This is a genomic window from Stenotrophomonas pictorum JCM 9942 (assembly GCF_001310775.1).
In the GTDB taxonomy this organism is placed as follows: Bacteria; Pseudomonadota; Gammaproteobacteria; order Xanthomonadales; family Xanthomonadaceae; genus Stenotrophomonas; species Stenotrophomonas pictorum.
Window position 1 is genome coordinate 1 of the sequence record NZ_BAZI01000232.1, and the last position, 4,321, is coordinate 4,321.

General features: G+C 65.9%; 5 protein-coding genes. 2 read left to right on the top strand and 3 right to left on the bottom strand.

Annotated elements, in window-relative coordinates:
* Positions 1 to 36 precede the first annotated feature (36 nt).
* The 3 genes from JCM9942_RS11365 to JCM9942_RS11375 all read right to left on the bottom strand — a co-directional run bounded on the left by JCM9942_RS11365 (position 37) and on the right by JCM9942_RS11375 (position 3,762).
* Positions 37 to 1,149 (bottom strand): glycosyltransferase, encoded by a 1,113-nt coding sequence (locus JCM9942_RS11365; RefSeq protein ID WP_054659757.1) that lies wholly within the window; start codon positions 1,147 to 1,149, stop codon positions 37 to 39.
* Positions 1,150 to 1,157: 8 nt separating this feature from the next.
* Complete coding sequence (locus tag JCM9942_RS11370; protein WP_054659759.1) at positions 1,158 to 1,355, bottom strand: zinc-finger domain-containing protein; 198 nt, start codon at positions 1,353 to 1,355, stop codon at positions 1,158 to 1,160.
* A gap of 112 nt (positions 1,356 to 1,467) precedes the next feature.
* Positions 1,468 to 3,762, bottom strand: a complete 2,295-nt coding sequence (locus tag JCM9942_RS11375; RefSeq protein WP_054659761.1) for an NADP-dependent malic enzyme — start codon at positions 3,760 to 3,762, stop codon at positions 1,468 to 1,470.
* A gap of 110 nt (positions 3,763 to 3,872) precedes the next feature.
* Here JCM9942_RS11375 and JCM9942_RS11380 point away from each other — a divergent pair, with 110 nt between their 5' ends.
* Positions 3,873 to 4,118, top strand: coding sequence for a hypothetical protein (locus tag JCM9942_RS11380; RefSeq protein WP_054659762.1), 246 nt, complete (start codon positions 3,873 to 3,875; stop codon positions 4,116 to 4,118).
* An 11-nt stretch (positions 4,119 to 4,129) separates the two neighbouring features.
* On the top strand, positions 4,130 to 4,321 hold a 192-nt coding region (locus JCM9942_RS11385; RefSeq protein ID WP_218185484.1), incomplete at its 3' end, for a hypothetical protein.

Consider the following 4,321-nt stretch of genomic DNA (forward strand, 5'->3'; position numbering starts at 1 on the left):
CCCGGAAGACGCGCGGCGGGCGGCAGCGAAGCGGCATCAGCGAACGAGTTCACCATAGACATCCAAAGTGGCGCGCTGCATCGCCTGCAGCGTGAAAGGCATACGGGCGGGCAACGCCGGCGGATGCAGCAGCAGCGCGCGTGCCCGTTGCAGCAATGCGGCCTCGTCTGCCGGCACGACCGCTCCAGAAGGCTGCAGCTGTCCCAGCAGCTCCCCGGTACCGCCATGGTTCCAGCCCAGCACCGGACGCCCGACCGACAGCGCCTCCAGCACGGTGCGTCCGAACGCCTCCGGCTTGTCGGACAGCTGCAGCACCAGATCGCTGGCGGCGTAGGCCTGGGCGATACGGGACGTGGGCTCGCTGATCACCAGCGCCTCGGCAACGCCGAGCCTCTGCGCCGACTGCTCCAGCTCGCGCACATAGGCCTCGCGACCGGGTTCACGTGCACCGGGCATCCACAGCACCGCCGGCACACCCTCGCCACGCAACGCCGTCAGCAGCCGCAACGCGTAGGCATGCCCTTTCAACCGCGTGCCGCGACCGGGCAGCAGCAGCAGGGGGCCATCGCCAGCGAGGAGCGGATACTGCGCGGCGACCGCCAGCCGTGCGCGGCGATCACTACGGGCAACGCGCGGAAACTGCGCGACATCCACTCCCCGCGGTATCACCCGCAGCGCCGCCGAATCGGTGTGCGGATAGTTGGCCAGCAGGTAGTCGCGCACGGTCTGCGACACGCAGATCACACGCTCGCCACTGGCCATGATCGCGCTGTAGCGCCCGGGCGAATTGAGCCCGTGCATCGTCGTCACCCAGTGCGGACGCTGAGCGGCTGGCAACCCGCGCAACGCGTACCAGCCCAGCCACGCCGGCAGCCGCGAGCGCGCATGCACGATATCGGCCCCGGTTTCGACAAACAGCTGGCGCAGGCTGGCCACGTGCCGCAGCGTCAGCAGCGACTTGCGGCCGATCTCCAGAGTGAGATGCTCGGCACCGCTGTCCAGCAGCGGTTGCACCAGGCGTCCACCCGCCGACACCACGATGGCGCGGTGGCCGGCGGCGACCAGCGCCTGGGCAATCTCCAACGTCGAGCGCTCGACACCGCCGGAGTGCAGCGCCGGCAGCAACTGCACCACAGTCAGGCGGCGCATCGGCAGGATCAATCAGCCAGCACGAACACCGAGCCGCAGTACGGGCACGCGGCCTCGCCATTGGGCTCGTTCTCGATCGGCAGGTACACGCGCGGGTGCGAATTCCACAGCGCCATTTCCGGCGTCGGGCAGCTCAGCGGCAGGTCGGCGCGGTGCACGGTGTAACGCTTTTCGGCGTTGGCGGGCGCGTTGGCGGTATGGCTCATGGCTAGGCACGGAACTGGATTGCGAGAAGCCAATTCTAGCAGCGCCGGCCCCAGAAACACGAAAGGGACCGGGCAATGCCCGGTCCCTTTGGATAGGCGGTGAACCGCCCGGTCAGCCGTTGCCGCGCTCGGCTTCCATCTGCTTGCGGATCTGCGCATCCACCGCGGCGATCGCGGTCATGTTCAGCACCCGGCGCACGCTGGCGCTGCTGGTGAGGATATGCACCGGCTTGGAGATGCCCATCAGGATCGGCCCGATCGCAACGCCGTTGGTGAACACACGCACCAGGTTGTAGGCGATGTTGGCCGCTTCCAGGTTGGGCAGCACGAACAGGTTGGCGCGACCCTTGAGCGTGCTGTTGGGCAGCAGCTTCTCGCGCAGCGCCTCGTCCCACGCGGTATCGCCCTGCATCTCGCCATCCACGTTCAGACGCGGATTGCGCTTGAGCAGCGCCTCGCGCACCTGGCGCATCTTCAGCGCGTCCTTGGAATCGTGGCTGCCGAAGTTCGAATGCGACAGCAGCGCGATCTTCGGCTCGATGCCGAACAGCTTCATGCGGTAGGCCGCCTGCAGCGTGGACTCGACGATCTGCTCGACGGTCGGGTCTTCCTGCACATGCGTATCGACAAAGAAGAACACGCCCTGGTTGTTGATCACGCCGGTCATCGCCGAGGTCGAGCTGACCTTGGCTTCCAGCGGAATCACGCTGCGCACATAGCCCAGCTTCTTGTGGAAGCGGCCGACCAGGCCCGACAGCATCGCATCGGCTTCGCCGCGGGCGACCATCACCGCCGCGATCAGCGTCGGCCGCGAGCGCATCAGGTTCTTGGCCGCGGCCACGGTGACGCCCTTGCGGCCGGTCATCTCGTGGTAGTACTGCCAGTACTCGTTGAAGCGTGGATCATCGTTGATGTTGGTGATCTCGTAGTCCACGCCGGCCTGCATGCGCAGCCCCAGGCGCTCCACGCGCGATTCGATCACCTCCGGGCGGCCGATCAGGATCGGGAAAGCCACGCCCTCGTCAATCACGTTCTGCACCGCGCGCAGCACCACTTCCTCTTCGCCCTCGGCATAGGCCACGCGCTGCTTGTCGCAGCGGGCACGGTCATACACCGGCTTCATGAACAGGCTGGTGCGGTAGACGAACTGCGCCAGCTTGTCGCGGTAGGCGGCCATGTCGGCGATCGGGCGGGTTGCCACGCCCGAATCCATCGCCGCCTGGGCCACCGCGGCGGACAGTTCGACCAGCAGGCGACGGTCGAACGGACGCGGAATCAGGTAGTCGCGACCGAAACTGGGCGATTCGCCACCGTAGGCGGCGCCCAGATCCGAGGCCTCCTTGCGCGCCAGCGCGGCAATCGCGCGCACACAGGCGATCTTCATTTCCTCGTTGATCCCGGTCGCGCCGACATCAAGCGCGCCACGGAACAGATACGGGAAGCACAGCGCGTTGTTGATCTGGTTCGGATAGTCCGAACGGCCGGTACCCATGATCACGTCCGGACGCACCGACTTGGCGTCTTCGGGCAGGATTTCCGGGTACGGATTGGCCAGCGCGAAGATCACCGGATCACGCGCCATCGTCGCAACCATCTCCTTGGTCAGGATGCCGCCGGCGGACAGGCCGAGGAAGATATCGGCACCATCGACAATTTCGGCCAGCGTGCGCTTGTCGGTATCGCGGGCGTAGCGGGCCTTTTCCGGATCCAGATCGGTACGACCGGTGTGGATCACGCCGTCGCGGTCGAAGGCCAGGATGTTCTCCGGCTTCAGGCCCAGCTGCACCAGCATGTTCACGCAGGAGATGCCGGCCGCGCCCATGCCGGTGGTGGCCAGCTTGACCTCTTCGATCTTCTTGCCGGTGATCACCATGGCGTTGAGCACCGCCGCACCGACGATGATCGCGGTGCCGTGCTGGTCGTCATGGAATACCGGGATGTTCATCCGCTCGCGCAGCTTGCGCTCGATGACGAAGCACTCCGGCGCCTTGATGTCTTCCAGGTTGATGCCGCCGAAGGTGGGCTCCAGCGAGGCGATGATGTCGATGAGCTTGTCCGGATCGTTCTCGTCGACCTCGATATCGAACACGTCGATGCCGGCGAACTTCTGGAACAGCACGCCCTTGCCTTCCATCACCGGCTTGCTGGCCAGCGGACCGATATTGCCCAGACCCAGCACCGCGGTGCCATTGGAGATCACCGCCACCAGATTGCCGCGGGCGGTCAGTTCGCTCACCTGCGCAGGGTCGGCCACGATCGCTTCGCAGGCATGCGCCACGCCGGGCGAGTACGCCAGCGACAGGTCGCGCTGGGTCAACATGGGCTTGGTCGCCGCGACCCGGATCTTGCCCGGGGGCGAGATGCGGTGGTATTCGAGGGCGGCCTGCTTGAAATCTTCTTTGGACATCGACGGGACTTGCAGTGGCTGAACCGTCGATTCTAGCGACTCGGCGCCGACATTAGCGGTTTCCAGCAGGTCCCCATTCAGGACAAACGTCACCCTTCTCATATGCTGCCATGCAGCAATATGCGAAAATATTTTTCACTCGCGGCGATATCTGGTACATAGACAGCTCCCGCTTCAGTGGCCAGCGCTTGTCGCCCGGGTGTATCGCATTGGATAAAAAATTATTTCAGCACACGTCCGCCCCGCTGCGTGGCAAGGGCATCGGCGTGTCCGCCACGGCCCTGGGTATTGCAGACGCCAGCGCCCAGGGCTGGTCGATCCTGCATGAGGACGTCAGCCTGCCCGCCGCGTCCTGAGGCATGAAGCGTTGCTGCACAACCTGGAATGGATGCGCCGCTTCACCGCCGCCTACGGCGTGCACCTGGCACCGCACGGCAAGACCACGATGAGCCCGGAACTGTTCCGGCTGCAGCTGCAAAGCGGCGCCTGGGGCATCACCGTAGCCACGGCGCCCCAGGCCCGCGAGGCGTGGCTGGCCGGCGCGCGGCGCATCCTGATG

Excerpts from the sequence above, each read along its gene's own strand:
- JCM9942_RS11365 (WP_054659757.1), bottom strand. The coding sequence starts at position 1,149 with ATGCGCCGCCTGACTGTGGTGCAGTTGCTGCCGGCGCTGCACTCCGGC.
- JCM9942_RS11370 (WP_054659759.1), bottom strand. The coding sequence starts at position 1,355 with ATGAGCCATACCGCCAACGCGCCCGCCAACGCCGAAAAGCGTTACACC.
- JCM9942_RS11375 (WP_054659761.1), bottom strand. The coding sequence starts at position 3,762 with ATGTCCAAAGAAGATTTCAAGCAGGCCGCCCTCGAATACCACCGCATC.
- JCM9942_RS11380 (WP_054659762.1), top strand. The coding sequence starts at position 3,873 with ATGCAGCAATATGCGAAAATATTTTTCACTCGCGGCGATATCTGGTAC.